The sequence below is a fragment of the Tatumella sp. JGM94 genome, from assembly GCF_018257595.1.
GTDB lineage: Bacteria > Pseudomonadota > Gammaproteobacteria > Enterobacterales > Enterobacteriaceae > Tatumella > Tatumella punctata.
In genome coordinates this window covers 14,855-37,355 of sequence record NZ_JAERJN010000017.1, presented here as the reverse complement: position 1 = coordinate 37,355, position 22,501 = coordinate 14,855, and the positions used below count along the sequence as shown (strand labels likewise).

The 22,501-nt window shown below is 50.1% G+C and carries 23 protein-coding genes; 15 read left to right on the top strand and 8 right to left on the bottom strand.

All coding sequences use genetic code 11. The features are described 5' to 3' along the window. Nucleotides 1-14: 14 nt before the first annotated feature. Nucleotides 15-446 carry a rhodanese-like domain-containing protein gene (locus tag JK216_RS12785; protein WP_212708021.1) on the bottom strand — a complete coding sequence of 144 codons (432 nt, stop codon included), beginning with the start codon at nt 444-446 and terminating at the stop codon, nt 15-17. A 263-nt stretch (nt 447-709) separates the two neighbouring features. Here JK216_RS12785 and envC point away from each other — a divergent pair, with 263 nt between their 5' ends. The 6 genes from envC to JK216_RS12755 all read left to right on the top strand — a co-directional run bounded on the left by envC (nt 710) and on the right by JK216_RS12755 (nt 7,322). Next, on the top strand, nt 710-1,999 hold the full coding sequence (gene envC / locus JK216_RS12780) for a murein hydrolase activator EnvC (RefSeq protein WP_212711781.1): 1,290 nt from the start codon (nt 710-712) through the stop codon (nt 1,997-1,999). Next, the gene (locus JK216_RS12775; protein ID WP_349290165.1) at nt 1,999-2,916 is read left to right on the top strand and encodes a divergent polysaccharide deacetylase family protein; all 918 of its coding nucleotides are present in this window, start codon (nt 1,999-2,001) and stop codon (nt 2,914-2,916) included. Before envC ends, JK216_RS12775 begins: the two co-directional genes overlap by 1 nt. Before the next feature lie 243 nt (nt 2,917-3,159). Further along, complete coding sequence (gene rfaD, locus JK216_RS12770) at nt 3,160-4,092, top strand: ADP-glyceromanno-heptose 6-epimerase (protein ID WP_212708023.1); 933 nt, start codon at nt 3,160-3,162, stop codon at nt 4,090-4,092. Nucleotides 4,093-4,106: 14 nt separating this feature from the next. Then, nucleotides 4,107-5,168: an ADP-heptose--LPS heptosyltransferase RfaF gene (gene rfaF / locus JK216_RS12765; RefSeq protein ID WP_212708024.1), complete on the top strand. Its 1,062-nt coding sequence runs from the start codon at nt 4,107-4,109 to the stop codon at nt 5,166-5,168. Then, a complete protein-coding gene (gene rfaC / locus JK216_RS12760; protein ID WP_212708025.1) occupies nt 5,156-6,133 on the top strand; it encodes a lipopolysaccharide heptosyltransferase RfaC in 978 nt (325 codons plus the stop codon). Before rfaF ends, rfaC begins: the two co-directional genes overlap by 13 nt. A gap of 67 nt (nt 6,134-6,200) precedes the next feature. Then, the gene (locus tag JK216_RS12755) at nt 6,201-7,322 is read left to right on the top strand and encodes a glycosyltransferase family 9 protein (protein WP_212711768.1); all 1,122 of its coding nucleotides are present in this window, start codon (nt 6,201-6,203) and stop codon (nt 7,320-7,322) included. Here the strand turns inward: JK216_RS12755 and JK216_RS12750 are convergent. Both JK216_RS12750 and JK216_RS12745 read right to left on the bottom strand, forming a co-directional pair. After that, nucleotides 7,264-8,541: an O-antigen ligase family protein gene (locus JK216_RS12750; protein ID WP_212711769.1), complete on the bottom strand. Its 1,278-nt coding sequence runs from the start codon at nt 8,539-8,541 to the stop codon at nt 7,264-7,266. The two genes, JK216_RS12755 and JK216_RS12750, sit on opposite strands and share 59 nt — an antisense overlap. Nucleotides 8,542-8,721: 180 nt before the next feature. Next, the gene (locus JK216_RS12745) at nt 8,722-9,711 is read right to left on the bottom strand and encodes a polysaccharide deacetylase family protein (RefSeq protein ID WP_212711770.1); all 990 of its coding nucleotides are present in this window, start codon (nt 9,709-9,711) and stop codon (nt 8,722-8,724) included. 164 nt (nt 9,712-9,875) lie between these two features. On the opposite strand from JK216_RS12745, the gene JK216_RS12740 reads away from it, so the two are divergent. Then, entirely contained in the window at nt 9,876-10,961 is a 1,086-nt protein-coding gene (locus JK216_RS12740) for a glycosyltransferase (protein ID WP_212708055.1), read from the top strand. Nucleotides 10,962-10,965: 4 nt separating this feature from the next. Here the strand turns inward: JK216_RS12740 and JK216_RS12735 are convergent, their stop codons facing one another. Continuing rightward, nucleotides 10,966-12,078 carry a glycosyltransferase family 9 protein gene (locus JK216_RS12735; RefSeq protein ID WP_212711771.1) on the bottom strand — a complete coding sequence of 371 codons (1,113 nt, stop codon included), beginning with the start codon at nt 12,076-12,078 and terminating at the stop codon, nt 10,966-10,968. A 570-nt stretch (nt 12,079-12,648) separates the two neighbouring features. Between JK216_RS12735 and rfaQ the strand changes: the two genes are divergently transcribed. The 5 genes from rfaQ (at nt 12,649) to coaD (ending at nt 17,528) form a co-directional block, all read left to right on the top strand. Beyond that, nucleotides 12,649-13,722, top strand: coding sequence for a putative lipopolysaccharide heptosyltransferase III (gene rfaQ / locus JK216_RS12730; protein ID WP_212711772.1), 1,074 nt, complete (start codon nt 12,649-12,651; stop codon nt 13,720-13,722). After that, a complete protein-coding gene (locus tag JK216_RS12725) occupies nt 13,719-14,852 on the top strand; it encodes a glycosyltransferase family 4 protein (RefSeq protein WP_212708031.1) in 1,134 nt (377 codons plus the stop codon). The genes rfaQ and JK216_RS12725 overlap by 4 nt, the downstream gene beginning before the upstream one ends. A 135-nt stretch (nt 14,853-14,987) precedes the next feature. Beyond that, nucleotides 14,988-16,265 carry a lipid IV(A) 3-deoxy-D-manno-octulosonic acid transferase gene (waaA, locus tag JK216_RS12720; protein WP_212711773.1) on the top strand — a complete coding sequence of 426 codons (1,278 nt, stop codon included), beginning with the start codon at nt 14,988-14,990 and terminating at the stop codon, nt 16,263-16,265. Next, a complete protein-coding gene (locus tag JK216_RS12715; RefSeq protein ID WP_212708033.1) occupies nt 16,265-17,044 on the top strand; it encodes a glycosyltransferase family 2 protein in 780 nt (259 codons plus the stop codon). The genes waaA and JK216_RS12715 overlap by 1 nt, the downstream gene beginning before the upstream one ends. A 1-nt stretch (nt 17,045) precedes the next feature. Continuing rightward, complete coding sequence (gene coaD / locus JK216_RS12710) at nt 17,046-17,528, top strand: pantetheine-phosphate adenylyltransferase (protein WP_212708034.1); 483 nt, start codon at nt 17,046-17,048, stop codon at nt 17,526-17,528. 14 nt (nt 17,529-17,542) lie between these two features. On the opposite strand, the gene mutM is transcribed toward coaD, so the two are convergent. From mutM to radC, 4 genes are all read right to left on the bottom strand, one after another. Then, entirely contained in the window at nt 17,543-18,352 is an 810-nt protein-coding gene (gene mutM, locus JK216_RS12705; RefSeq protein ID WP_212708035.1) for a bifunctional DNA-formamidopyrimidine glycosylase/DNA-(apurinic or apyrimidinic site) lyase, read from the bottom strand. Nucleotides 18,353-18,438: 86 nt separating this feature from the next. Further along, entirely contained in the window at nt 18,439-18,606 is a 168-nt protein-coding gene (gene rpmG / locus JK216_RS12700; protein WP_002436700.1) for a 50S ribosomal protein L33, read from the bottom strand. Nucleotides 18,607-18,617: 11 nt separating this feature from the next. Then, nucleotides 18,618-18,854 (bottom strand): 50S ribosomal protein L28, encoded by a 237-nt coding sequence (gene rpmB / locus JK216_RS12695; RefSeq protein ID WP_212708036.1) that lies wholly within the window; start codon nt 18,852-18,854, stop codon nt 18,618-18,620. A 258-nt stretch (nt 18,855-19,112) separates the two neighbouring features. Continuing rightward, a complete protein-coding gene (gene radC, locus JK216_RS12690; RefSeq protein ID WP_212708056.1) occupies nt 19,113-19,769 on the bottom strand; it encodes a DNA repair protein RadC in 657 nt (218 codons plus the stop codon). 271 nt (nt 19,770-20,040) lie between these two features. On the opposite strand from radC, the gene coaBC reads away from it, so the two are divergent. The 3 genes from coaBC (at nt 20,041) to slmA (ending at nt 22,473) form a co-directional block, all read left to right on the top strand. Next, nucleotides 20,041-21,261: a bifunctional phosphopantothenoylcysteine decarboxylase/phosphopantothenate--cysteine ligase CoaBC gene (gene coaBC, locus JK216_RS12685; RefSeq protein WP_212711774.1), complete on the top strand. Its 1,221-nt coding sequence runs from the start codon at nt 20,041-20,043 to the stop codon at nt 21,259-21,261. Further along, nucleotides 21,239-21,697 (top strand): dUTP diphosphatase, encoded by a 459-nt coding sequence (gene dut, locus JK216_RS12680; RefSeq protein ID WP_212711775.1) that lies wholly within the window; start codon nt 21,239-21,241, stop codon nt 21,695-21,697. Before coaBC ends, dut begins: the two co-directional genes overlap by 23 nt. Before the next feature lie 179 nt (nt 21,698-21,876). Continuing rightward, nucleotides 21,877-22,473 (top strand): nucleoid occlusion factor SlmA, encoded by a 597-nt coding sequence (gene slmA / locus JK216_RS12675; RefSeq protein ID WP_212708039.1) that lies wholly within the window; start codon nt 21,877-21,879, stop codon nt 22,471-22,473. Nucleotides 22,474-22,501 lie beyond the last annotated feature (28 nt).

Sequence of the window (22,501 nt, the reverse complement as noted above, 5' to 3'; positions counted from 1 at the left end):
GCACCTCTGATAATTTATTTACCGCGAACCAGCGGAAGATTTTCACCACTCCAGCCACTGATACCGTCTTTTAACACGGATACGTTTGCAAAACCTGCCGCGCTCAGCTGCCCGGCAGCTTCACCGGAAGACTGTCCGGTCGCACAGGTAACAATCACCGGCTGGTTTCTGAATTTTTCCAGTTCAGTCAGGTGGCCTTTCTTAATCTCTGCCGCAGCCAGGTTCACAGCACCTGAGATATGCCCGCGGCGGAAATCGTCGCGTGAGCGCACATCAACAACTACTGCATCTTGTTTGTTAATCAGATTAGTCGCTTCGCTGCGGCTAATTGTTTTAACTTTAGAAAACAGCCCCTTAAAAGTAGTAACAATCACCAGAACCAGTAAAGCGACCCAGGCCAAACACAGGACCAGGTGATTGCGTGCAAATTCCATAATATCTTGCATGGGGGGTAACAACTCCAGACCGGACAAAAATAAGATAATATAAGGATTCTGAGTATACCTGCGCAGCCAGGCATGTACAGACACTAAACACGGGAAGGCGTGATTTATGCGTCATTTTACCTGACAGATGCTGAGTTCTGGCACTCAGACCTTACCTGTTGTCTGATTATGCCATTAATGCCGGATACAAACTATAAATCCCTTCCGGGAGGCTGGAAAGCAACTATGCATCGTGAAATAATCACCGCCCTATGACGAAAAAAATGCCTGTTCCCTGTATTTTGCCAGACAACGCTTCCCCGTCACCGAAACCACGCAGGGAGCGACCGACACTGGCCTCTGGCCTGCTGTGTGCGGGCATATTGTGCTTGTCTTTTACCGCCCATGCTGCTGACGATAATAAAGCGCAACTCAAATCTATACAGCAGGACATTGCGAATAAAGAGAAGAGTGTCCGTTCGCAAAAAATTCAGCGCAGTAACTTACTGGATCAGCTGCAGAGTCAGGAAAAAATCATTGCTCAGGCCAGCAGGCAATTACGTCAGACGCAAACCACGCTTGAAGGTATTAACCGCGATATCGCGGCCCTTGCCCGATCAATCGCGCAACTGGAACAACGCCAGGCCAGGGAAGAAAGTCTTCTTGCACAACAGCTGGACGCAGCATTTCGCCAGGGACAACACAGTGGTATTGAACTGCTGCTCAGTGGTGAAGCTGGTCAGCGAAATGACCGGATACTGACCTATTTCACCTATCTGAATCAGGCACGCCAGCAGAACATTGAATCACTGAAACAGACCCGGGCAGAACTGGCGGAAAAGAAAACGATCCAGCTGCAGAAACAACAGCAGCAACAGCAATTACTGAGCCAGCAACAGGCACAAAAAACCCGTCTGGAGCAGGCAAAATCCGCCCGCCAGAAAACACTCAGTGTGCTGGAGTCTTCACTGGAAAAAGACCAGGCAGACCTGGTTGAAATGCGCCAGAACGAAAGCCGTTTACAGGAAAAAATAGCCCGTGCAGAACAGATAGCCAAAGCACGCGCCGAACAGGAAGCCCGGGAAGCTGAACAGGTCAGACAACGCCAGGCACAGGCCCGCGCCAAAGGGTCAACTTATCGTCCTACGGAAGGTGAACAAGAGCTGATGGCCCGTACCGGAGGCCTGGGCCGGCCGGCCGGACAATATCCATGGCCGGTTCAGGGAAAACTGTTACACCGGTTTGGAGAAACACTGCAGGGTGAGCTACGCTGGAAGGGGTTAGTCATCGCCGCACCTGAAGGTACCGATGTCAGAGCAATTGCCGACGGGCGGGTTATCATGGCTGACTGGTTACAGGGCTATGGCCTGGTGATTGTTATTGAACATGGTCAGGGTGATATGACTCTGTATGGTTACAACCAGAGTGCTCTGGTTAATGTGGGTGCTCAGGTTAGGGCAGGCCAGCCTATCGCTCTGGTGGGAACCAGTGGCGGACGCGGTATACCGTCACTGTATTTTGAGATCCGCCGCCAGGGGCAGGCTGTAAACCCTCTCAGCTGGTTAGGGAAATAATTGTGCTGCATCGTCTGAAGATTGTCGCGTTCATCAGTGGTCTGCTGATTTGTCAGGCCGCTTCTGCTGCTAAACTGGCTATTGTTATTGACGATTTTGGTTACCGGCCAAAAGAAGAAAATCAGGTATTACAGATGCCTGCAGCGGTTTCTGTCGCCGTATTACCGGATGCCACCCATGCCCGTGAAATGGCAATAAAAGCACATCAGACCGGCCATGAAGTGCTGATCCATTTACCCATGGCCCCTCTGAGTAAACAACCTCTGGAAAAAAACACCCTCACTCCGGAGATGAGCAGCGCTGAAATTACCCGTATCATTCAGCTGGCGGTCAGCCATGTCCCTTATGCTGTCGGTCTGAACAACCATATGGGCAGTAAAATGACGTCCAGTCTGCCCGGTATGATTAAAGTGATGCAGGTCCTGAATCACTATAACTTCTATTTCCTGGACAGTATGACCATAGGTAATAGTCAGTCGGTAAACGCCGCTCAAGGCACCAGCGTCAGGGTATTGAAACGCAAAGTCTTTCTTGATGATACACAGAATGATGCCGATATCCGTAAGCAGTTTCTTCGCGCCGTAAACCTGGCCAGGCGTAATGGTTCAGCCATTGCCATCGGCCACCCGCACCCCGCGACCGTCAGAGTCTTACAGCAGATGCTGGCGGATCTGCCTGCCGATATCACGCTGGTACGCCCCAGTCAGCTGCTTAATGACACCCCGCACTCCTCCGCCAGTCATGGGGTAAAAAAACCTGCCGTGACCAGGGAAAATACGGTAACTCATGCCGGGTTAACTGCACAATGCCGTACCCGCCACGCACCTTCCCCATTGCTGCCTTCAGCCGGTATAGCAATGATTTATACCAGTATTAAAAACAGCCAGTTTATACAGGATATAAAAAGCATATTCTGACCGGTAACGGCCATTCTTTTCTGCGGAGAACAATGGCCTGTATTCCCTCTGCGATACCTCTCTGAAAAATATTCAGTCACACAACAGGTGGCCAGCTGACTGAATATACCAAAATATGTTGCAGAACGTTTGAAGCTTGTTTCCCGAAATAACAGACTCTGCCTTTACTGAGCGTGAAATGATATGATCGCGCGATATAAACGTGGTATTCCATACTTCACGTCTTCACTTAAGGGCAGGCTTATGATTATCGTTACTGGTGGCGCCGGCATGATCGGCAGCAATATAATAAAAGCACTGAATGACCGCGGTTATACGGACATTCTGGTGGTAGATAACCTGAAAGATGGTACTAAATTTGCCAACCTGGCAGACCTGAATATCAGCGACTACATGGATAAAGAAGAGTTTCTTGTCAGTGTACTGGCAGGTGATGATTTCGGGCCGATCGAGGCCGTTTTCCATCAGGGTGCATGCTCTTCCACGACCGAATGGGATGGCAAATACATGATGGATAATAACTATCAGTATTCAAAAGAGCTGCTGCACTTCTGTCTCGAGCGCCAGATCCCCTTCCTGTATGCCTCTTCTGCAGCGACCTATGGCGGACGGAACGATAACTTTATCGAACAGCGCCAATATGAAGCCCCGCTAAATGTTTATGGTTACTCCAAAATGCTGTTTGACCATTACGTTCGCAGTATTCTGCCAGAGGCAGAATCTCCGGTGTGTGGCTTCCGTTATTTTAACGTGTACGGTCCGCGTGAAGGTCATAAAGGCAGTATGGCCAGTGTTGCCTTCCACCTGAACACACAGATCACCAACGGTGAAAACCCTAAATTATTTGATGGCAGCGAAAACTTCCAGCGTGATTTCATCTACGTACAGGATGTTGCTGCGGTTAACCTGTGGTGCTGGGAAAATAATATATCAGGGATCTATAACTGTGGTACCGGCCGTGCTGAGTCGTTCCAGGAAGTCGCTGATGCGGTACTGGCATGGCATGGCACCGGCGAAGTGGAATATATTCCGTTCCCGGAAAAACTGAAAGGCCGCTATCAGGCTTACACTCAGGCAGATCTCACCAACCTGCGTGCAACCGGCTATGACAAACCGTTTAAAACAGTCGCTGAAGGTGTGGCTGAATATATGGCATGGCTGAATAACAAAGCATAAGAGATTTTCCGGCGATGAAAATATTGGTGATTGGCCCTTCATGGGTTGGCGATATGATGATGTCACAAAGTCTTTATCGCACACTTAAAGCACAATACCCGGACGCCACGATTGACGTAATGGCTCCGGGGTGGTGCCGGCCATTATTATCCAGAATGCCCGAGGTCAATCAGGCTATCGCCATGCCGATTGGTCACGGGGCTCTGGCCTTAAAAGAACGTCGACAGATTGGCCGTTCACTGCGTGAAAGTCGTTACGATCGGGCTTACGTGTTACCGAACTCGTTTAAGTCAGCACTGGTACCTTTCTTCGCCGGAATCAAAAAACGGATTGGCTGGCGGGGTGAAATGCGTTACGGCCTGCTTAACGATGCCCGGATACTGGATAAAGCCGCCTTCCCGTTGATGGTCGAACGCTACGTAGCGCTGGCTTATGATGCGGGACAAGTCACATCGGCGGCAGCATTGCCCCGGCCATTATTGTGGCCGCAACTGAGTGTCACTGAAGCAGAAAAAACCGGGACCGCCAGCCTTTTCTCTCTGCCGGCCGATCGCCCGCTGATCGGTTTTTGCCCCGGCGCTGAGTTTGGTCCGGCAAAACGCTGGCCTCATTATCACTATGCGGCACTGGCACAAAAACTGATCGCGAAAGGCTACCGTATCCTGCTGTTCGGTTCAGAGAAAGACTACCAAACCGGCGAAGATATTCTCCAGAGCCTGGACACAGCAGATGCTGCCTGCTGCTATAACCTGGCCGGTAAAACACGGCTGGAACAGGCGGTCATCTTACTCGCCAGCTGTACTGCCGTTGTCAGTAACGACTCTGGTCTGATGCATATTGCTGCGGCGTTACACCGGCCATTAATCGCATTATATGGCCCCAGCAGTCCTGACTTTACACCGCCATTATCCAATCAGGCTCGTATTATTCGCCTGATTTCAGGCTATCATAAAATCCGAAAAGGCGAAGCAGACCTTGGTTATCATCAGAGTCTGATTGATATAAAACCTGCGCGTGTTATGGATGAACTCACCATATTACTGGCCCCCACGCAGGAGAATGAATGCAGGTCCTGATAGTTAAAACTTCCTCGATGGGAGATGTGATCCATACTCTCCCTGCTCTGACCGATGCAATGCAGGCAATTCCCGGAATACGGTTTGACTGGGTAGTTGAAGAAAATTTTGCGCAGATCCCCGGGTGGCACCCGGCAGTGGATCAGGTATTACCCGTTGCTATCCGTCGCTGGCGTAAGCACTGGTTTGGCTTGCAACAACGGGAAGAGCGTTTCCGGTTTAAGCAACAACTGCGCCAGCGCCAGTACGATATGGTGATTGATGCCCAGGGGCTGATTAAAAGTGCAGCCCTGGTTACCCGGCTGGCCCGCGGCGAAAAACACGGAGCGGACAGAAACAGTATCCGTGAACCTTTTGCCTGCTGGTGGTATGACAAGCGACATGTTATCGGCCAGCAGCAACATGCGGTTGAACGAATCCGGGATTTGTTTGCCAAAAGTCTCGGGTATGAAAAACCGGCGGGCCGTGGTGACTACGCAATCGCAGGCCATTTTATTCATCACCTTCCCGCCGATGCAGGACGCTATATGGTATTCCTGCATGCGACCACCCGGGATAATAAGCACTGGCCTGAGCAGCACTGGCGTGAACTTATTGAGCGGGTCGCGGCCAGGGGCTATTGCATAAAGCTGCCCTGGGGGACCGAAGCAGAATACCAGCGTGCCGTACGGCTGGCAGAAGGACAGCCACAGGCTGAAGTACTGCCACGGCTGTCACTGGCAGAAGTTGCGCGGGAACTGGCGGGTGCAAAAGTCATTGTCTCTGTCGATACCGGACTGAGCCATCTGGCCGCAGCACTGGACAGGCCGAACATCACTCTTTATGGCCCGACAGACCCGGGGCTGATAGGCGGTTACGGGAAAAACCAGATTGCCTTAAGACCGGAAACGGGTGACCGTATGAGTGATATTTCAGCTGCTAAGGTTGATCAGCAAATAAAACGATTAGCCGATGACTCAGACTAACTTCGCCTCTGTCACAGACATCGCCGGGTTCAGTCATTATGTACTTTATTAAGAGTAACCGATAACCATGTGGAAGAAAGTAAAGTACTGGAACCGGCAAAAAAACCATCTGCTTCGCCGGCTGAAGCTGAAGCTGGTGTGTATGATGTTTGATATGACCTGTCGCCCGACAGCGCCGGACCTGAAAGCGATTAAAAAGGTTCTGGTACTCCGTGATGACAATAAAATTGGCGATATGATTGTCTCGACCGGCCTGTTTGACCAACTGCATAGTGCAGGTCTCCGGGTGGATGTCGTGGCAGGCAATGCCAACGCATTTATTGCTGAGTCCCTGCCACAGGTTTCAGCGATATTTTTATACCCGCAGAAAATTCTGCAGATCCTGCAGACTGGCTGTCAATTACGCCGACAGAAATATGATTTAGTGATCGATTTCGGTGATTATTTATCACCGGTATATTACAGCTTTATCAGCCTGATCAATGCCCGTCATACACTTGGTTTTAATAAGCCTCAGTTCTGTCGTTATGACCAGAATGTCACTGATACGGCTATCGACCAGCACATCACCACCCGCTATAAAAAAGTATTAGCCATGCTCGGCCTGCCATCGGACACTTATCGTTATCAGTTACAGGTTCCGGATATTTCACGGCGTGAGGCAGACGCTTTTATACACTCACTGCCATCGGATGCGATCGTGGTGTTGAATCCTTTCGCCGCCAGCAAAGACCGGATGTTGTCACCGCAGCAGATCTCCGCTTTTACCCGGATGGTGAACCAAATCGCGCCTGAACTTCAGGTCATCGTCATTGGCCCGCCTGATTTACTGGCCGCCACAGAAATCCCTGTCACTGCGATAAAAAATCCCTGTGATTCTTTCTGGAGTGCGGTAGTTCTGGTTCAGCGTGCCAGACTGCTTATCTCCCCCGATACATCATGGGTGCATGTTGCCTGCGCTTACCAGACTCCGCTTATCGCTTTATATAAAAGTAAAATAATTGACGGGGGACTGATCAATAATAAAGTCTGGGCACCTGGCTTTCAGCCCTCAGTCCAGATCATCACTGATAAGAACAGTGTCGCCGACATAGAGCCACAGGCTATCGCCGGCGCACTGAAACAATATCTCAGACCTGCTGAGATTTCTGAACCTGTCCCCCGACAGCACACAGACAAGACAGTGTAATCATTAACCCGAAGAAAATCGTCTGTTCACGACTGATCAAGGGGACATCCGTCAGACCGTATCCCGCCAGGCACAGCAATGTCAGCAGTAATAGTGTATTCCTGCACTTTACTGCCTGATAAAACAGCGTCAGATAAAAAGCCCATAATACTGTCAGACCGATAATCCCTTGCTGACTCGCTGTTTCGATACTTTCATCATGTAAATGAACCATCGCATAGTCGAGAGCAGATTGATCTGTGCCATGCTGAGCGACATAAGAACTCATATACTGGTAACGCTGCTCTTTGCTCATACCCCATGGGTGGTGTTTAAATACCGCCAGTCCGACCTGCCACATTGCCAGACGGGTACCTAACGATGTTGCATCATTACCGTTACTTTGCCGGTAAACACTGAGATCGTTTTCCGTGGAATGCACCCGCTCAGAAATTTCCCCGCGGAATAAAAATACCAGGCAAGCCAACGTCAGCAAGGCTACTGACAGTACTTTTAACTTATGCCGTGAGTGTGAATTCACCAGCAGACACACCAGAAAAATAAGCGGATGCAATACAATGGCGGAACGGGTTCCTGTATGCAGGATTAACCAGTATGAACACAGAAAAATAATAAATGCCTGCAGATACCCCCGAACAGATCCCTGAGATAATACCAGAAAAGCCAGTGCCAGACTGATACAGGAGTACATATATGAGGCATCCGTTGAACGGGTATTATTGAATTCAATTCGGTCCATCCCGTGCCACACCTGGACAATACCAATCAGGGATGTCAGCAGAAATGCCAGCCAGAGCGTTGTTTTTATCAGTGACCGTTTTGCCGGGATTCGGTGACTGTTTTTCATCAGATACATCATAATCACTGCAGCGAAAAATAATCGTTTCCCTGCCTGCAAATAGGCGTTATACATATTTGCCACAGCCGCATCACCGTAAAAGATCAGAAACCAGAAAATTTTTACTAATGCCAGTAAAATCAGCATCAAAGAAATTATCCCCGGATAACGACGCAGATGTCTGATATCAACACATATGGCCACCAGTGCAATATAACCGGAAATAAAAAAACAGTTTCTGGCCAGCGCTGTATCCACCAGCGTCAAAACAACGGATGCGGCAGCCAGTAAAAAACAGATTACCGGAAAAAAATCATTGCGAAGACTTTTTTGCAGAGATAACGGAAAGCGAGAGGAAAGTGCGGTAAAAAAATTATTCATGTTGATTACGGTTACCTGCTCAGTCGGAGTAACGGGATGTCCGTGACAGATTTTCCTGACAGAGACTGTGGCTGATATTTTATACGGACAACCACAGGATAATCTTCAACAGCCTGTCAGAAAATCAGATAATTTTGTAACTAAAATGAGCACCGCAGCTAATACCGGCCCGTTATGGTTTCACCGGCGAATACTGCGAGGCGATTCAGCCTGCCGCGTTATATAAGACTGATAGTATTCGAACAGCGTCATTCCGGTCGTCCGGCTATGCAGCCAGCTGAATAATTGTTCAAGGTTAGCATAGAGGGCCTCAATATCTGCTGCGGTTTTAAAGGTCGGACTACCGCCTGGCATAAACTCGGAAGAGTGCAGCATAAACTCGACATAATCGCTACCAGCCGCCAGATTCCTCTCAACCACCCGTTTCATCGCCGGTAAATTATCACGTGAAGGTCGCAGCCAATACACCGACGGTGAACGGTGCCTGCCTCGTAATTTATCCACTCCCTGTTTCAGACGGGTAACCATCGGAGAATGTTTATAGTCTGTGCTCATCGGAACTTCCAGCAGTCCGTGGCTGCCTGGCCTGGAGATATCTTCCGGATCAATAAAATAAGCCTGCCGCGGAAAATGCGTATAATCGGTACCACCGTTACCCTGTGGCGCACCGGAATTAAATGCCCAGTTCACCCGCGGGGTCACCGAACAGTCAACACAGTAACCAAGTTTACTGAGGATCGCCGCATAGCGTTCGTCAAATGCCCAGCGGCCGGCACGATGACTACGCATTGGTGTCTGGAAAGATTCTTCCAGTAATTCGGTCATAAACCGGACTTTCGCGATTAACTGATCATCCGGATATTCGATCAGGTAAGGCTGCCACTTCCAGTCATCATCGGTCAGAGGGTATTCCGGCGGGCTGTTCCAGGCATGTAAGTGCATACCCACCTCACCCTGCTGTCGGGTAATAACGTCTCTGGCAAATTCGACATAAGCCGGATCCCTCGCCATCTCATAGTTCGTCAGCCATGTAGGTTTAAACTGATACTTTTCGCACAACGCCTGAAAACGTGGCAAAAAACGGGTGTTTTCTGTAGCGATATTGCGGTGATTTTGCCAAAGGTTGTCACCTTCAGTATCGATTGTGATAAGAAAAGCCGGTTTGGTCATAGGTTATCTCTGATGTTTACCTGAAGGTTTTTCTGTTATTTTTACATATATTCGCAAGAGCGCCGACCCGAATCGGCTATCAGCATTACACTCTCAGCCCGTTTGTTATCTCTGTACGTTTTCTTATCAGAAGGATATCTGTAGTGTCACAACGTCATATCGCGATGATTATTGATGGCCTGCCCGGCGGCGGTGCTGAAAAAGTCGTATTAACACTCGCCCGCGGATTGCTGGGGCTGGGACACCGGGTTTCCCTGCTTTCGTTACGTGAAGTATGTGATTATACACTACCTGAGGGGATTGATTATCGGGTGATTACCGACAGCTCCCGCGCCCCCTGGCGTAAGCTCACCGAACTTTCCCGTCGCGCGGCGGCACTCGATAATGCATTCCGCCAACTGACTACCAGTGCTGGTCAGGCAGACCTGGTTATCTCTCATTTACATAAAACTGACCGTATTGTACGCCGTAGTAAAGTCATTGATCCGCAAAAAACCTGGTTCTGCCTGCATGGAGTTTTCTCCAGTGCTTATCTTGGTCACCGTACCGGTTTTTCCCGCTGGTTAAAGGCAAAAAAAATTCACCGGGTTTACCAGAAACGCAATATCGTTGGTGTGTCACAGTATGTTGTCGAAGACCTCTGTCATCAATTTTCGGTAACGCCAAAAAGACAGGACGTTATCGCTAACCCTTTTGATTTTGAAGATATTTTGCGGTCTGCAGCCGCGCCAGTCCCGTTACCGGAAAAAAGTTTCCTGCTGCATGTCGGCCGTTTTCATACCGTAAAACGCCATGACCGCCTGCTAAAAGCCTACGCCTTAAGCGGTCTGCAATGGCCCCTGGTGCTACTGGGTGAAGGTTCTCCTGAACGTATGCAGCAATTAAAAAATCTGGCGCAGGAACTCGGCATCCACGACAGGGTGATATTCCGGGGATTTCAAAGTAATCCGTATTGTTGGATAAAAAACGCCCGGATGCTGATTCTGAGTTCCGACAGTGAGGGATTTGGTAATGTACTGGCAGAAGCATTGATTTGCGGAACCCAGGTCGTCAGTACCCGTTGTCCGGGCGGGCCGGCAGAAATATTAACCGGGGCATTGTCTGCAGGTCTGGCTGATCTGACAGCAGAATCATTAGCCGAAAAAATCAGACAAACAGATAATCACCCGGTGACAATAACGCCTGATGCCCTGAAAAATTATCAGCTGAATACTGTTTGTCAGCATTACCTCGGACTGATACCCGGTTAATGCTTCAGCTTTTGTCCTGTGGCTGGTGAGTCTCTTTCATCCTGACCAGCATCCCGAAAACATCCTCAACAGGTATCGCTCTCAGTGGTTCCTGTTGATCGGTCACCCGGGGATCCTCCATCGGTAAATAGATATAACGATGTAAGTGCTTATCCTGATAGGGGCCACTGCTGTGCGGAGACTCACTGACAAACAAACTCAGGGTCGGTGTTTTAAGTGCGAGCGCCAGATGTAAAGGACCGGTATCCCCGGTCACCAGGATATCCATTGAAGAGATAATCCCTAACAGCTCCGGTAAACTGGTTTTTCCTACATAACTGGTTATCGCCGTTTTAACGTCGGGGCTGGCGCAGGCGAATACTTCCTCCGCCAGAGAAACTTCAGCCGGTGACCCAATCAGGACAATCTCAGTGCCCGGGTATTGATGAACAATCCGCTCAGCCAGTCCGGCAAAATACTGCGGCGGCCAGCAGCGAATTTTTGTTGATGCTCCCAGCTGAAAACCAACGCGATATATCCCGGCATCTTTTGCCTGAGGGGTATAGTCGCAGGGCACCGCCATATCCACATTGTCGGTGTTACATCCCAGGGCTGACACCAGCTGCATTTTCCGGTTAATAATATGCCCCGGACACTGGTCAAGCCCGAATGTCAGCCAGCGGGATAGCCTGCCAATATCTTTACCGTAATTATCCCGAACCAGATACCGGCAACCACTCATCGCAGCGCTCAGGACATCATAAGGCAGGTGAGAGTGCAGCATTATCGCCATTTCCGGAGCAAATACTTTTGCGCGGCGGGCAAATTCGGTGACTGTGCTGAATTTGTTATTCCAGAACAACACATCATCGCAGAAGTCACGGTGGGTAAGTAATTGCTTATATTTCGGATGGGCGACCAGAACAATATGGGCCTGCGGATAACGCTGACGGATAGCCCTCAGTGCCGGCGAATTAAACATATAATCCCCCAGTGCGGTCGTGGAATACACCAGAATACTGTTGAATGTCCGTTGTGCCAGCTGACGTCTTTTTTCGTCAGTGCCCAGGGAATGACGATGGAAAAGACTCAGCCAGAGATCCACCAGACCAATCTTCTTCTTCTTACTCTCTCTCATGTTTAACTAGCTTGATCCTGTTAGTGTGAAGTAAGTGCATACGCTCTGATAATTCAAATAAAAGCGGTGCTTTCGCCCCTTTTATGATTATTCCCGGGATTGTTCACGCTTAGCTGACGTGATTAACGTTCGCGCATGCAGGGCCGTCATTTCTATTTGCTGAAATATTCGGGACAATAGTACCACCAGTGATGAACTGACTGACGGTATGTTTTGTGCGTGCGAAATCATTTTGATTGCCTGCCTGAGTACCGGTAGCAAAAACGACTTATAACAACCTCATATTCAGAATTTTTCAGATAACGCTGCGCCGGAAGAATATTGATGGTGAGCGGCAATATTCATGGCCGGTAACAGGATTTCATCCCAGCCGTCATATTTATTTGTTACAGTGTGGCTGAAGCAAATCCGGTTTATCGTTGTGCTGATAATAAGTCTTCATCCTGCCGGACGCTGCATACCAATGAGTGGCAAAACTCCGGGGCGGATATAGCACGGGCACCAATAGCCGTTATTTTCATCAGCCAGATAGCCTGGCCTGCGTTTTTAAATTTAACATAAGTGACAGGTATGAGTCATACGTCAGTATCAGCCTTATCCCCGAAGAGAATACTTATCATTAAATTACGCCATCACGGTGATATGTTGTTAATTACTCCGGTAATAGAATCGCTGCATAAAAATCACCCTGAGGCAGAAATAGATGTTCTGCTGTATAAAGAAACCGAGGCCATGCTGGTAAATAATCCGTTGATCTCAAATTGTTTTTTTATAGACAGACGCTGGAAAAAACAAGGCACGCTACGCCATATTGGCCATGAATGGCGGCTACTGCGTACACTCAGATCCCGGCATTATGATCTGGTGATCAATCTTGCAGACCAGTGGCGTAGTGCCCTGCTCACCCGTTTCACCGCTGCCAGACAACGCCTCGGGTTTGCTTTCCCGAAGCGCGAGGGGGTGCTGTGGCGTCATTGTCATACGCAGCTGGTCCCGATCACTGACCATCAGGAGTTACATACGGTTGAGCAAAATCTTTCACTGCTGGCACCGCTGAACCTGACACAGATCAGTACCAAAGCCACCATGCATTACCTTGCCTCAGACAGGGAATATATTCAGCAACACCTGCGACAACAACATGCCGGTGGACGATATATTGTGGTACATCCGACCTCCAGATGGTTCTTTAAATGCTGGCCGGAAGAAAAAATGGCCCGTCTTATCACTCAGCTGGCGGCGGATGGCACTACCGTCGTATTAACCTCTGGCCCTGATAATGCTGAAATGGAAATGGTCGGCCGGATACTCTCTATGAGCCGGGGAGAAAACATTATCTCTCTGGCGGGGAAAATGACACTGCCACAACTGGCTGCACTGATTGATCATGCAGCATTGTTCATCGGTGTCGATTCAGTACCCATGCATATGGCCGCCGCATTAAACACCCCCTATGTGGCTCTGTTCGGTCCGTCAAAACTGACTCTCTGGCACCCATGGGAAGGTAAAGGTGTCACACTGTGGGCCGGAGATTTTGGGCCGTTACCGGACCCTGATGAAATTAATACTGATACTTCAGAACGTTACCTGGATTTAATTCCTGTTCAGGCCGTTCTTACTCCGGCACAGGAACTGCTGAAATGAAGAAAATACGACTGGCAATTGTCCGTCAGAAATACCGGCCGGATGGCGGCGCTGAACGTTTTGTCTCACGGGCACTGGAAGCCCTGAACCATAAAGCGATGGAACTGAATGTCATCACCCGCCAATGGCAGGGCGATACACATCCCGACTGGCATATTCATATCTGTAACCCGATGAAATGGGGACGTATCAGCCGCGAACGGGGATTCGCCAGAGCAGCCCGGAAGCTGTGGCAGCAGCAGGGGTTTGATATTGTTCAAAGCCATGAGCGTATTGCAGGCTGTGATATCTATCGTGCCGGCGACGGAGTTCATAGGCGCTGGCTGTTGCAACGCTCGCGCATTCTGTCTGGCTGGAAACAGCGCCGGTTATTTACCGACAGCTATCACCGCTATGTTATGCAGGCAGAATATGAAATGTATACCTCGCCGCACCTGAAAGCCGTCATCTGCAATGCCGAAATGGTAAAACGCGAAATTATTGAAGATTTCGCCGTCCCCGCCGAAAAAATACATGTTATTTATAATGCGATCGACCATCAGAAGTTCTGCCCTGCAGAGGCATCACAGAGACAGGTACTGCGTCAGCAGCACGGTATTCCACAGGATGCCCACTGCCTGATTTTTGTCGGATCGGGATTTGAAAGGAAAGGACTGAAAGCCGCCATCGAAGCTATTTCAGGCACTGACAGTCATTTACTGGTCATTGGCCGGGATAAAACTGAGCAGCGTTATCATCAGCTGGCACAACATCTCGGATGCGGGCAACGGATCCATTTCGCGGGAATGCAGCCACAGACATTACCTTTTTACCAGCTGGCCGACGGTTTATTACTCCCGACACTGTATGATCCGTTCCCGAATGTTATTTTAGAAGCGATGGCCTGCGGGCTGCCGGTCATTACCAGCACGCATTGCGGAGGCGCGGAATTTATCCGTCACGGTGACAATGGATTCGTCACCGATGCGCTGGATATACCGGCCCTGACTGAGGCAATAAAACAATTGCCTGCCAGCGGCCCGGATTCACCGATGGGTAAGCAGGCAAGGGAAACTATCCTGCCATACACACCGGCCCACTTGTCGGAGCAGCTATTCTCTCTCTACGAACAATTACTCTCAGCTGAGTAACGTTAACCGCGGCAAAGCATTATCCGGCTTACCGTTCCCCCGGGTACAGGCTACCGGGGGTATCCGCCCTTCACGTACCTAATCCACGCCATTTATGCTACTATTTCCGCAAAATTCCAAGCCGATATTCACATAATGCTGTTGCGTGTATACCAGACACTTCTTTACCTGATTCAGCCCGTTATCTGGGTTCGATTACTTCTCCGCAGTCGTAAAGCGCCGGCGTACCGTAAACGCTGGGCGGAACGTTATGGATTTTGTGCAGGCAAAGTCAGACCGGAGGGGATCGTATTACACTCAGTTTCTGTCGGGGAAACACTGGCAGCGGTGCCGCTGGTCAGGGCATTACGTTACCGTTACCCGTCGTTACCGATTACCGTAACCACCATGACACCCACGGGCTCAGAGCGTGCCAAATCGGCATTTGGTAATGATGTTGACCATGTCTATTTACCTTATGATTTACCCGGCGCAACTCACCGCTTCCTCGATACCGTACGGCCACGCATGATGATTATCATGGAAACCGAATTATGGCCCGGGCTGATCCATATCCTGCATCAGAGAAATATTCCTTTAGTGATTGCCAATGCCCGCCTTTCTGAACGTTCATTTCGTGGTTATAAAAAACTCGGCACGTTTATGCAGCGCCTGCTGCAGAGTATCAGTCTGATCGCCGCACAAAATACCGGAGACGGTGAACGTTTCGTCGCGCTGGGGTTAAAGCGCAACCATTTAGCCGTTACCGGCAGCCTGAAGTTTGATATTTCCGTTACCCCGGAACTGGCGGCTAAAGCAGTCACTCTGCGCAGCCAGTGGGCACCCCACCGTCCGGTATGGATAGCCACCAGTACCCATGACGGGGAAGAAAGTATCATTCTGGACAGTCACCGCCAGCTACTGAATCAGTTTCCGGACCTGCTACTGATTCTGGTACCCCGCCATCCGGAGCGTTTTTCGGATGCTAAAGCACTGACACAAAAAGCCGGCTTTAGTTATATCACCCGTAGTAGCGGCCAGGTGCCTTCCGCCACAACTCAGGTTGTGATTGGCGACACCATGGGTGAACTGATGCTGCTATATGGGATCGCTGATCTGGCTTTTGTCGGCGGGAGCCTGACAGAGCGTGGCGGACATAATCCTCTGGAACCTGCCGCTCATGCCTTGCCGGTCCTGATGGGGCCCCATACCTGGAATTTTAAAGATATCTGCAGCAAGCTTGAAGAGGCACAAGGTCTGATCACCGTGACTGACAGTAAGTCACTGGCCAAAGAAGTCAGTATCCTGCTTCAGGATGATGACTATCGCCGTTACTATGGGCATCATGCGGTAGAAGTGCTGCGTCAGAACCAGGGGGCATTACAACGGCTGCTGGAGTTACTTGAACCTTATCTTCCGCCACGGACACACTGATGAGTACACGCCAGAAACTTTCGGTGGTAATGATCACCAAAAATGAAGCAGAGTTACTTCCTGACTGCCTGCAATCTGTAAACTGGGCCGATGAAATCATCGTCCTCGACTCTGGCAGTTCAGACCAGACCTGTGATATTGCCCGTCAGGCTGGCGCAAAAGTGTTCCACAGTGGCCAGTGGCCGGGCTACGGCCTGCAACGTCAGCACGCTCAGCAATATGCCTCCGGCGATATGATACTGATGATTGATGCTGATGAAAGGGTAACCCCGGCGCTCAGACAATCTATCGAGGCAATCCTGCATCAGCCGGCTGCCACTGATACTGTCTACAGTATTGCCCGCAGTAACTGGTTTCTGGGCCGTTTTATGCGCCATAGCGGCTGGTACCCGGACCGGGTGACACGCTTATATCCGGCACATTTTGTCTATAACGATAATCTGGTTCACGAATCTCTGGAGCACTCCGCCGCCAGGGTTGTTCATCTGTCAGGAGACCTGCAGCATTTAACCTGCAGAGATCTGCATCATTTCCAGCAAAAACAGCTCGCCTATGCCAATGCCTGGGCGACCCAGCGTTTCAGACAGGGGCGCCCCTGCAGTTTATTTTCTGTCTATAGTCATACGGCAGCAGCATGGCTGAAAACAGCAGTACTCAGGGCTGGCTTGCTGGATGGCAGCCAGGGATGGGTGCTGGCAATGGTGAATGCCCAGTATACGTTTAATAAATACGCCATACTCTGGGCATTGCATAAAACTACATCACCAGGGGAACAATAATATGACAACCCGGGCCATTTACCCTGGCACATTTGATCCACTGACTTTAGGGCACCTGGACATTGTTACCCGGGCAGGCCGTTTATTTGACCATGTGATACTGGCCATTGCCCGGAATAATACCAAACAACCGATGTTCAGCCTGCAGGAACGCATCGCACTGGCCCGGCAGGCCACTGCACACCTGGAGAATGTGGATGTCATGGGATTTGGCGATCTGATGGTCAATTTTGCCCGCCAGCAACAGGCAAATGTATTAATCCGTGGTGTCCGTTCGGTCTCTGACTTTGATTATGAACGGCAGCTGGCACAAATGAACAATCAGTTACTGCCGGGTCTTGAAAGTATTTTTATGATCCCGGCAGAAGCATATACCTTTGTTTCATCATCGCTGGTAAAAGAAGTTGCCCGCCATGGCGGAGATATCTCCGGATTTGTGACCGGTCCGGTGCATCAGGCGCTGCTTGAAAAATTAGCGTCCTGATCCCCTGCTACCGATTATTTCTGACATTGCGGGCACCAGTAAGTACTGCGTTGCCCGTGCCTGCCACTATTGATCGCCGTTCCGCAGTGCAGGCAAGGCGATCCGGCCCGTCCGTAGACCTGTAATTGCTGGGCGAAATAACCAGGCTTACCATCGCTTTGCAGAAAGTCGCGTAATGTAGTTCCGCCCTGTTCAATCGAACGGTGCAGCACCTGCTTGATCGAATCCACCAGCACCTGAGCTTCATCTTCAGTCAGGTCACAGGCAGGCCTGCCAGGCAGAATACCGGCACTGAATAATGCTTCGCTGGCATAAATATTACCGACACCTACCACCAGCTTGTTATCCATCAGCCATTGTTTGATAGCAATGCGCTTACGTTGTGATTTCTCCAGAAGCCAGCCAGCGGAGAAAGCCTCACTCAGCGGTTCAGGGCCGAGATGAGATAACACCCGACTGGCAGCCAAATCCGGCGCCCACAGCCAGGCACCAAAGCGTCTGGGATCGGTATACCGCAGTACTTTTCCGTTACTCATCACCAAATCAACATGATCATGTTTTTCCGGGGGGTGTTCTTCGGTAAGCACTCTCAGACTGCCCGACATCCCCAGGTGAATGATAATCCATCCCTCCGGTAATTCTATCAGCAAGTACTTAGCCCGGCGCTGTACACTCAGTACCGGTTGATCACTCAGGGATAAGATTTCCGGCGATACCGGCCAGCGTAATCGTGTATTGCGTACAACAGCATGTAATACTGTCGCGCCCACCAGGTGGGGTTCAATACCCCGGCGGCTGGTTTCTACTTCAGGTAATTCAGGCATCACAGCTCCTTATTCCGGGTTATTGCCTGGCAGGTCCTGGAAAACAAAAAACCCGGCCGGAGCCGGGTTTTTTCAGAATACTAAAATTACTTAATTTTAGCTTCTTTGTATACTACGTGCTGACGAACAACCGGGTCGAACTTTTTCAGTTCCAGTTTTTCCGGTTTAGTACGTTTGTTCTTCGTAGTGGTATAGAAGTGACCTGTACCAGCAGAAGAAACCAGCTTGATCTTCTCACGAATACCTTTAGCCATGATTTAGTTCCTTAGTACTTCTCACCGCGGGCACGCATATCTGTTAATACAGAATCGATGCCCTTTTTATCAATAACACGCATACCTTTAGCAGATACACGCAGGGTAACAAAACGCTTTTCGCTCTCAACCCAAAAACGGTGTGAGTGCAGGTTAGGCAGGAAACGGCGTTTCGTCGCGTTCATTGCGTGGGAACGGTTGTTTCCGCTCACCGGGCGCTTGCCAGTTACTTGGCAGACTCGTGACATGTCATATCTCCAAAAATCAAATCAGCTCGAGCTTTGTACTTAGGTTCTGGCCGCCTCGTCAGGCTTTTAACCCATCCAGGCGAGTTCTATGTGAACCCGCTGAGCAGGCCTAAACGCCAAACCCGAGATTCTCAAAGGTGGCGTAGTATACGCTCTGCGGGTCAAACGCTCAAGTCCCGAACAGATAAAGATCTCCCGGGATCGGCTAAAAAATGATTATTTTTACCCGGAGACGCTGCTGACAGGCTGATTTTCATACTATAACCAGCCACGCTCAGCAAAAGAGACATACTGTCCCTTGCCGATGACCAGATGATCTAACAGTCGTATGTTCAGTAACATACAGACCTTTGCTATTTGTCCGGTCACTTCTCTGTCTGCCTGGCTTGGTTCAGCCAGACCTGACGGGTGATTATGTGCCAGAATTAATGCCGCCGCATTACTTTTGAGCGCTTCCCTGGCAATTTCTCTGGGATGTACCTCCACCGAGTTTACCGAGCCGGAAAACATTTTTTGTACCGAGATCACCCGATGCTGGTTATCGAGGAAGATGACGATAAACACTTCACGCGGCTGGTGTGCCAGCTGACTGGTCAGATAGTCATAAGTAATCCCCGGATTTTCCAGCAAGTTACCGGACTCCAGCTGTGCCTGGAAAAACCGTTTTCCAAGCTCGGCAACGGCACGGATCTGCGTCATTTTTGCTTTACCGATACCAGGAATGGCCAGATAATCGTCGTTACCGGCGGTCATCAGGCCATATAAAGAGCCAAACTGCTTAAGCAGTGTTTCGGACAAGGCCATCACCCCGCGACCGGCCAGACCGGTTCGGAGAAATATTGCCAGTAGCTCAATATCGGTGAGCATTTCGGCACCGTGCCTGATTAATTTTTCTCTGGGTCGTAACTGTTCCATCATCGCTTTCTCCCTGAACAAAGCACAGTGTGACAGCCCCGGCCTCATCACACTACTGACGTAACTGTGACCTTCAGTCTCCATCACAGCCCTGCGACGCTACCCCCGTAACTTACCATCCGGTTAATGATTCTCCGCACATCTCCGGAGAATGATCATACTGAATACCCCCCGCCCCTGCAGTGACCGTTTTGCCTGACGATGATTATGATAAAATACCGACACGGGGCCTGCTTTCAGGGTGCCAGACTCAAACAATGAGGCATAAATAATGGAATTAGCGGGTAAAAAAATTCTTCTGGGCGTCAGTGGTGGTATTGCAGCTTATAAGACTCCTGAACTGGTTCGCCGTCTGCGGGATCGTGGTGCGGATGTCAGAGTCATGATGACCGATGCGGCCAGAGAATTTATCACACCACTAAGCCTGCAAGCTGTTAGCGGCCACCCTGTGTTTAGTCACCTACTGGACCCGGCAGCAGAAGCCGCCATGGGACATATTGAACTGGCGAAATGGGCCGACCTGGTGATTATTGCTCCGGCAACTGCCGATATCATTGCCCGGATCAGCCACGGAATGGCGAATGACCTGGTGACCACCGCCTGTCTGGCAACAGCATCACCCGTGGCCATAGTACCGGCAATGAATCAGCAAATGTATCGCTCACCCATAACACAGGAAAATATCCGTAAACTTGAAACCTGTGGCATGGTTGTGTGGGGACCCGACAGCGGCAGCCAGGCCTGTGGTGATATAGGCCCGGGAAGAATGCTTGACCCGGCAGACATCGTTAGCCATGCTATCCGTCAGACGATATCTGTCACAGACCTGCAACATCTGAAAATTATGATCACGGCAGGCCCGACACGGGAACCACTGGATCCGGTGCGTTATCTCACCAATCACAGCTCAGGTAAAATGGGTTTTGCGATTGCAGAAGCAGCAATCAGCCGTGGTGCCTCTGTTACCCTGGTGGCAGGGCCGGTATCATTACCCACCCCGGCAGGGGTTAAACGCATTGACGTCAGCACCGCACTTGAAATGCAACAGGCGGTAATGTCTGCTGTCTGTGAGCAGCATATTTTTATCAGCAGTGCAGCGGTTGCAGATTACCGTGCAACCACTATCGCCAGTGAGAAAATAAAAAAACAGGGCTCTGCGGATGATTCACTGACTCTTCAGTTAGTCAAAAATCCGGATATTGTCGCCGGCGTTGCGGCGCTGACAGAAAAACGCCCCTATGTCGTCGGATTTGCCGCCGAAACCCGTAATGTGGAAGAATACGCCCGGCAGAAAAGAAAACGAAAACAGCTGGATTTAATTTGCGCAAATGATGTATCGCAAGCCGGACAAGGCTTTAACAGCGATAATAATGCGCTTCACCTTTTCTGGCAGGAAGGAGATAAAGTGTTACCACTTAGTGCGAAACCACTCCTTGGCCAGCAATTATTAGACGAGATAGTCCGCCTTTATGATGAAAAAAATCGACATTAAAATCCTTGACCCGCGGGTCGGAAAAGAGTTTCCGTTACCGGCATACGCTACGGCTGGATCAGCCGGGCTGGACTTACGTGCCTGTATTGATGAACCGATGGTTATTGCTGCGGGTGAAACCCGTCTTATCCCAACCGGCCTGGCCATTTATATTGCCGATCCGCAACTGGCTGCGGTTATTTTACCGCGCTCAGGCCTGGGCCATAAACATGGCATCGTTCTGGGTAACCTTGTCGGGCTGATTGATTCTGATTACCAGGGACCACTGATGGTATCCGTCTGGAACCGCAGCGAACAATCTTTTACCATTCAGCCCGGGGACCGCATGGCACAGTTAGTTTTTGTTCCTGTGGTTCAGGCTGAATTTAATCTGGTCGAGGAATTCACCACCACAGAGCGTGGTGAAGGCGGCTTTGGCCATTCCGGCCGCCAGTAATCAGTCAGCATCAATTTCTGTATCTTTCATCTTCCGGCCTTTCGCGATATGACGATAAGGCCGGCACTTTTGTGCTCATACGGTTAACGGCCGGGATAATGCCGCCTAACCTTGCTCCGCTGCCGGTGTCAGTGGATCTGTACAGCATTTTAGGGTGATTTTCAGGGGTCTTTAAGGTCATGGCAGAAAAAAAGAACGCGAAACGGAATCGTCGTGAAGAAATTTTGCAGGCATTAGCACAAATGCTCGAATCAGGTGATGGCAGTCAGCGTATCACTACCGCCAAACTGGCCGCGAATGTCGGGGTATCGGAAGCAGCACTGTATCGCCATTTCCCCAGCAAAACTAAAATGTTTGACAGTCTGATTGAGTTTATTGAAGACAGTCTGATTACCCGTATCAATCTTATTCTGAATGACGAAAAAGAGACACAGGCACGGTTAAGACTGATCGTACAACTGATTCTGGGATTTGGTGAGCGTAATCCGGGCCTGACACGTATTCTGACCGGGCATGCGCTGATGTTTGAACAAGACCGTTTGCAGGACCGTATCAACCAGTTGTTTGAAAGAATTGAAGTACAACTCCGGCTGGTTATGCGTGAGAAAAAGCTGCGTGAGGGTGAAGGGTTCAGGACCGATGAAACCTTACTGGCCGGACAGATTCTGGCATTTTGTGAAGGTCTTCTTTCTCGCTATGTCCGTTCTGAATTCCGTTTCCGGCCAACAGCTGATTTCGAGGTTCGCTGGCCCTTACTGGCACTGCAACTGCAGTAAAAAAGCGGGCTGATGCCCGCTATGCTGT

Bases quoted from the DNA above. Each gene is read 5' to 3' on its own strand.
- coaBC (WP_212711774.1), top strand. From the start codon at position 20,041: ATGGAATTAGCGGGTAAAAAAATTCTTCTGGGCGTCAGTGGTGGTATT.
- slmA (WP_212708039.1), top strand. From the start codon at position 21,877: ATGGCAGAAAAAAAGAACGCGAAACGGAATCGTCGTGAAGAAATTTTG.
- JK216_RS12750 (WP_212711769.1), bottom strand. From the start codon at position 8,541: ATGAATAATTTTTTTACCGCACTTTCCTCTCGCTTTCCGTTATCTCTG.
- JK216_RS12785 (WP_212708021.1), bottom strand. From the start codon at position 446: ATGCAAGATATTATGGAATTTGCACGCAATCACCTGGTCCTGTGTTTG.
- rfaF (WP_212708024.1), top strand. From the start codon at position 4,107: ATGAAAATATTGGTGATTGGCCCTTCATGGGTTGGCGATATGATGATG.
- radC (WP_212708056.1), bottom strand. From the start codon at position 19,769: ATGGAACAGTTACGACCCAGAGAAAAATTAATCAGGCACGGTGCCGAA.
- rpmG (WP_002436700.1), bottom strand. From the start codon at position 18,606: ATGGCTAAAGGTATTCGTGAGAAGATCAAGCTGGTTTCTTCTGCTGGT.
- envC (WP_212711781.1), top strand. From the start codon at position 710: ATGCCTGTTCCCTGTATTTTGCCAGACAACGCTTCCCCGTCACCGAAA.
- dut (WP_212711775.1), top strand. From the start codon at position 21,239: ATGATGAAAAAAATCGACATTAAAATCCTTGACCCGCGGGTCGGAAAA.
- JK216_RS12725 (WP_212708031.1), top strand. From the start codon at position 13,719: ATGAAGAAAATACGACTGGCAATTGTCCGTCAGAAATACCGGCCGGAT.
- coaD (WP_212708034.1), top strand. From the start codon at position 17,046: ATGACAACCCGGGCCATTTACCCTGGCACATTTGATCCACTGACTTTA.
- JK216_RS12735 (WP_212711771.1), bottom strand. From the start codon at position 12,078: ATGAGAGAGAGTAAGAAGAAGAAGATTGGTCTGGTGGATCTCTGGCTG.
- rfaC (WP_212708025.1), top strand. From the start codon at position 5,156: ATGCAGGTCCTGATAGTTAAAACTTCCTCGATGGGAGATGTGATCCAT.
- rpmB (WP_212708036.1), bottom strand. From the start codon at position 18,854: ATGTCACGAGTCTGCCAAGTAACTGGCAAGCGCCCGGTGAGCGGAAAC.
- rfaD (WP_212708023.1), top strand. From the start codon at position 3,160: ATGATTATCGTTACTGGTGGCGCCGGCATGATCGGCAGCAATATAATA.
- rfaQ (WP_212711772.1), top strand. From the start codon at position 12,649: ATGAGTCATACGTCAGTATCAGCCTTATCCCCGAAGAGAATACTTATC.
- mutM (WP_212708035.1), bottom strand. From the start codon at position 18,352: ATGCCTGAATTACCTGAAGTAGAAACCAGCCGCCGGGGTATTGAACCC.
- JK216_RS12740 (WP_212708055.1), top strand. From the start codon at position 9,876: ATGATTATTGATGGCCTGCCCGGCGGCGGTGCTGAAAAAGTCGTATTA.
- waaA (WP_212711773.1), top strand. From the start codon at position 14,988: ATGCTGTTGCGTGTATACCAGACACTTCTTTACCTGATTCAGCCCGTT.
- JK216_RS12745 (WP_212711770.1), bottom strand. From the start codon at position 9,711: ATGACCAAACCGGCTTTTCTTATCACAATCGATACTGAAGGTGACAAC.
- JK216_RS12715 (WP_212708033.1), top strand. From the start codon at position 16,265: ATGAGTACACGCCAGAAACTTTCGGTGGTAATGATCACCAAAAATGAA.
- JK216_RS12755 (WP_212711768.1), top strand. From the start codon at position 6,201: ATGTGGAAGAAAGTAAAGTACTGGAACCGGCAAAAAAACCATCTGCTT.